This window comes from Nonomuraea sp. NPDC005983, from assembly GCF_040614375.1.
GTDB lineage: Bacteria > Actinomycetota > Actinomycetes > Streptosporangiales > Streptosporangiaceae > Nonomuraea.
Genome location: NZ_JBEXUP010000153.1, coordinates 15,580 through 20,766, shown reverse-complemented (window position 1 = coordinate 20,766; position 5,187 = coordinate 15,580). Strand labels below are relative to the sequence as shown.

At 71.9% G+C, this 5,187-nt stretch carries 3 protein-coding genes; 1 reads left to right on the top strand and 2 read right to left on the bottom strand.

The genetic code is table 11. The features are described 5' to 3' along the window. Window positions 1-171: 171 nt before the first annotated feature. Window positions 172-765: an RNA polymerase sigma factor gene (locus tag ABZ297_RS39590; protein WP_355357222.1), complete on the bottom strand. Its 594-nt coding sequence runs from the start codon at window positions 763-765 to the stop codon at window positions 172-174. Window positions 766-994: 229 nt separating this feature from the next. Here ABZ297_RS39590 and ABZ297_RS39585 point away from each other — a divergent pair, with 229 nt between their 5' ends. Then, entirely contained in the window at window positions 995-2,656 is a 1,662-nt protein-coding gene (locus tag ABZ297_RS39585; RefSeq protein WP_355357220.1) for an LLM class flavin-dependent oxidoreductase, read from the top strand. Window positions 2,657-2,741: 85 nt separating this feature from the next. Here the strand turns inward: ABZ297_RS39585 and ABZ297_RS39580 are convergent, their stop codons facing one another. Beyond that, window positions 2,742-4,961 (bottom strand): thiamine pyrophosphate-dependent enzyme, encoded by a 2,220-nt coding sequence (locus ABZ297_RS39580; RefSeq protein WP_355357218.1) that lies wholly within the window; start codon window positions 4,959-4,961, stop codon window positions 2,742-2,744. Window positions 4,962-5,187 lie beyond the last annotated feature (226 nt).

Below are 5,187 nucleotides of genomic sequence, written 5' to 3'. Positions count from 1 at the left end.
AGCGCCACGGACCAGCCCAGCCGCCTGCGCCGGGCCCGGCGGGGCTCGGCCTCGAGCAGGCCGCGAACCCTGGCCCGCAGCGCCGGATCGGCCTCCGGCCTGCCGTGCAGCTCACGGAGCAGGCCCAGCTCATCCGCGGACGCGGGGTCGCCCCCCATCAGCCGGCCCGGCTCATCCATGGTCGGCCTCCTCCAGGGCGAGCATCGGGTTGGCGCCGCCCAGGGCCGCGCGCAGCTTCTTCCTGGCCCGGTTCAGCCGGGACGCCACCGTGCCGTACGGGATGCCCAGCGCCGCGGCGACCTCGTCGTGGCTCAGCCCGGCGAGGGCGACGAGCTGCACGACGTCGCGGTCACGCTGGTGGAGCTCCGCCAGCGCGGCGGCCAGGCTTGGACGCAGGCTCTGCGCGCTGACCTGCGCGCTCACCCGGTCCTCGTGGCCGGGCGCGTCGAGGTCGGGCCCGTGCCTGCCGAGCGCGCGCAACGTCCGCGCCTCTTGGCGGCGGTGCTTGCCGACGAGCTTCGTGGCGATCCCGTACAGCCAGGACCGCACGGTGGCGCGGGCCGGGTCGTACTGGGCACGCTTGCGGAAGGCGATGAGGAAGGTGTCGGCGACGACGTCCTCGGCGCTGTCGGCGCCGAGACGCTGGGCGACGTAGCGGTGGACCTCGCCGAAGTAGGCGTCGAACACCGTGCCGAACACCTCGGCGTCGTCCAGGCCGTACCGGATGGGCCCGGCGTCCTCTGCCGAGGTCGCGGCCCACGACATCGCCGTCACGATGTTTCCCCCGTCATGTGCAACCCTTCGGACGCGATCAGCGGTCAATCACTTATCTCCCGATCCGCCGGATCGCTTTCACGGCGAGTTGATCGTCCATGAAATCCCAGATTAGGACCTGTGCTCGGCGGCGCACGGTGAGACGGGCGCGCACAGTTCCCGACGGAACGCGCCGACGCGAACGTTGCCTGGCGTCGAGTGGACGCCTAGCGTCCGGAGTGTGCGGTTCGGAATCTTCTACGAGCACCAGTTGCCCAGGCCGTGGGAGGCCGACAGCGAGCAGCGGCTCTACGGCGACGCGCTCGAGCAGGTCGAACTCGCCGACAGGGTGGGCTTCGACTACGTCTGGGCGGTTGAGCACCACTTCCTGGAGGAGTATTCGCACTCGGCCGCGCCCGAGGTGTTCCTCGCCGCCGCCTCGCAGCGCACCAGGAACATCCGGCTCGGCCACGGCATCGTGCAGCTCCCGCCGCCTGTCAACCACCCGGCGCGGGTCGCCGAGCGGATCGCCACGCTCGACCTGGTCTCGGGCGGACGGGTCGATTTCGGCACCGGCGAGGCCAGCTCGGCCGCCGAACTGGGCGGGTTCGGCGTGGTCCGCGACCGCAAGCGAGAGATGTGGCAGGACTCCATCGACGCCGTCACCCGGATGTTCGTGGAGGAGCCGTTCGCCGGATGGGACTCGCCCTACCTGCGGATGCCGCCGCGCAACGTGATCCCGAAGACCGTGCAGAAGCCGCATCCGCCGCTCTGGGTGGCCTGCTCACGCCGGGAGACCATCCACCTGGCGGCGCGCAACGGGATCGGCGCGCTGTCGTTCGCGTTCATCCACCCGGAGGACGCGGCCGCGTGGTCGCGCGAGTACTACCGGCTGCTGGCGTCGGAGGAGTGCGTGCCCGCCGGGTTCGCGGTGAACGCCAACCTCGCCGTCGTGCTGCCCATGATGTGCCACGAGGACGCGGAGGAGGCCCGCCGAAGAGGGGCGATGGGGGCGGGGTTCTTCGCGTACGCGCTGGCGCACTACTACGGGCCGTCCGGGCACGTGCCGGGCCACGGCGACATCTGGCGAGATTTCCTGGAACAGGCCCCGGAGCTGCGGGGCGGAGACCCGCTCGGCGGCGCGCTCGGCACGCCACAGCACCTCATCGACCTGATCGGACGCTACGAGGCGGCGGGCGTCGACCAGATGATCTTCGTGTTGCAGGCCGGGCCAAACCGCCATGACCACATCTGCGAGAGCCTGGAGCTGTTCGGCGAGAAGGTCCTGCCGGTCTTCGCCGAAGGACGGGAGGAGCGCGAGCGGGCCAGGCTCGACCGGCTCGCCCCGGCCGTCGAGTCCGCCCTGGCCAGGCGGGCTCCCGCCAGGACCATGGCCGAGCCGTACCCGATCGACGAGGAGGCGGAGCTCGCCCGCATCACGCGGCCGCGGGCTGCGGTCCCGGCTCCCGGCGACGTCCTCGCGGCGGCGCGCCGGAACGCCCGGCGGGGCGGGCGGCGGCTGCTGGCGCGGCTCGTGGCGAACCGGACGGACGAGGAGCTGGCCCGCTGGTTCGGCCCCGCCGCGCAGCGGCTGCTGTTCACCCTGATGGCCAGGTCGTTCGACCCCGCCAGGGCGGCGGGCTTCCGCGGCCTGATCGAGTTCCGCCTCGGGCCGCGGGCCACGTGGACCGTCGCCGTCAGCGGCGACCGCGCCCGCGCCCGTCTCGGCCGCGCCCGGAACGCGACGCTGACCCTCTCGATGCCCGCCGCCGACCTGCTCCGCATCCTCGCGGGCACGTCCAACCCGGCGGCGCTCCTCGTGTCGGGACGGCTGAAGGTGGCAGGGGACGTCGCGGTGGCCTCCCGGGTCCCGGAGATGTTCGGCGCCCCCAGCCCCTACTGACCCCCGGACGGCAGGTGAGCGAACCCGCCCCCTCAATGGAGTCACCTTCCCGCCGTTGAACACGGCGTGGACGACACGCCGCGCGTCAGCCGAGCAGCTTGCGCGCGGCCTGCTCGATCTCCTCCTCGGACAGGAGCACGAGGTTGGCGGCATCGCCGAGCGGGATGAAGCTGTCAGGGGACGTCACCCTGGCGATCGGCCCCGTGAAGCCCGCGTCGACCAGCTCCGCCATGACCCCCTCCGAGACGCCGCCCGAGTGCCGGGTCTCGTCGGCGATCAGCACCTTGCCCGTCAGCTCCGCCGCCCGCAGCAGGTCCTCTACCGGAAGCGGTGACAGCCAGCGCAGGTCCAGCACCCGGCAGCTGTAGCCCTCCTGGGTCAGCTTGACCGCCGCCCGCAGGCTCATCCGCACCCCGTTGCCGAAGGTCACGATCGTCAGGTCGCGCCCGTCGCCGTACGAGCGGGCCCGCCCGATCGGGACGTGCGCCTCCCGCCAGCGCGAGGGCGGCACGTACGGCGCGAGCCACTTGCCGTCGCCCTCGTCGAACAGGTCACGCGTGTGGTACAGCGCGATCGGCTCCAGGAACACGCACACCGACCCCTCGGTGCGCGCCGCCGCCAGGCAGGTGCGCAGCATCGCCGAGGCGTCGTCGGGACGCGACGGCGAGGCGATCACCAGGCCGGGTATGTCGCGCAGCGCCCCGACTGCGTTGTCGTTGTGGAAGTGGCCGCCGAACCCCTTCTGGTAGGCGTACCCGGCGACCCGCACGACCAGCGGGTTGGTGTAGGAACCCTGCGAGAAGAACGACAGCGTCGACGCCTCGCCGCGGATCTGGTCGAGCGCGTTGTGCAGGTAGGCCAGGTACTGGATCTCCGGCACCGGCAGCATCCGCGACACGCCGGAGCCGAGCGCCAGGCCCAGGATGGCCTGCTCGTCCAGGAGGGTGTCGAAGACCCTGGTGGCGCCGAAGCGCTTCTGCAGCCCGCGCGTCACGCCGTAGACGCCGCCCTTCTTGGCGACGTCCTCGCCGAAGACCATCATCTCCGGGTACACGGCCAGCGCGTCGGCGAGTGTGCGGTTGATCGACTGGCTGAGCGTCAGCGGCTTCTCGTTCTCGGGCAGCGTGCCGGCGAATGCTCGGTCCCGGTCCGTCGCCTCCGCCGCGACCGGGCTGATCTTGGCGATCATGTCGGGCCGACGCGGCGCGATCGGCCCCATGACCTGCTCGGCGGAGCGGAGCCGCGGGCTGCGGGTCGTCTCCAGCGCGATGCGCAGCACGTGCTCGCGCGCCGACTCGTACTGCTTGAGCAGGTCGTCCGGTGTGATCAGGCCCGCCTCGACGAGCAGTTGCGCGGTACGCAGGAGCGGGTCGCGCTCCAGGTCGGCGCGGATCTCGCGCTGCGTGCGGTAGGCGGACTCGACGTCGGAGCCCGCGTGGCCCATCAGCCGGACCGTGCTCAGGTGCAGGAACGCGGGAGAGCGCCGCTCGCGCACATGCTGGACGGCCCGCGTCGCCGCGTCGAACGCTTCGGCCAGGTCGCAGCCGTCGGCGGCGAAGTACTCGATGCCGGGACGCCGCGCCGCCGCCTCCACCCACCCCCTGGGCGAGCGGACGCTGATGCCGATGCCGTTGTCCTCGCAGACGAACAACAGCGGCAGCGCCTGCCCCTGATGGGTGGCGTAGGCGGCCGTGTTGAACCCCGACAGCGCCGTCGCGTGGTTGGTCGAGGCGTCGCCGAAACTGCACACCGCGATCGCGTCCTCAGGCCAGGGAGAGGGGACGCCCAGCGCGCGGGCACGCTCGATGGCGAACGCCACGCCCACGGAGCGCGGCAGATGGCTGGCGATCGTCGAGGTCTGCGGGATGATCGCCAGGTCGGGGTGGCCGAACACCTTGTGCCGCCCGCCCGCGATCGGCTCCTCCGATGAGGCGGTCAGCCCCAAGAGGACGTCGCGGATGCCCTGCTCGGGCAGCCGGCCCGCCTGCTCGGACCGCGCCAGGTAGAAGGCGCCGGAACGGTAGTGGAGCAGCGCCGGGTCGTCGGGCCTGAGCGCGGCGGCGACGGCCGCGTTGCCCTCGTGCCCGGCGGAGCCGATCGTGTAGAAGCCTTCGTCCTGCTCACGCAGCCAGCGGGCGGCGATGTCGAGCAGGCGGCTGTCGAGCTGGCTCCGGAACAGGGTGCGACACTGCCCGCCTGTCAGCGAGGTGCCCTCGCGGATCGGCTGACCTGGGTCTCTGGCGACGCCTCCCTTCAGCGTCGCAACGGCCTGGGTGAAGTGAGTCTCAACAGTGTCGCGCGCCACAAGCCCGATTATGTCTCCCAGGAGCCGTCTTCGTCTTCCTGTCGGTGGTGACACGTTGTCGGGGCCGGTCCGATAGGCCCGATATAGGGCCAAATGTCAGGCGAGGCCCGCCCCCCGGCCCTCGTCCGCCGTTCCTACGCCTTCTCCGGAACCTTTGCTCCCAGACTCACCAACATCGCCTTGAGTTCCCCCAGATCCCCATCCACCTTGTCGAACCGCTCGTCGA

Excerpts from the sequence above, each read along its gene's own strand:
- ABZ297_RS39590 (WP_355357222.1), bottom strand. The coding sequence starts at position 765 with ATGTCGTGGGCCGCGACCTCGGCAGAGGACGCCGGGCCCATCCGGTAC.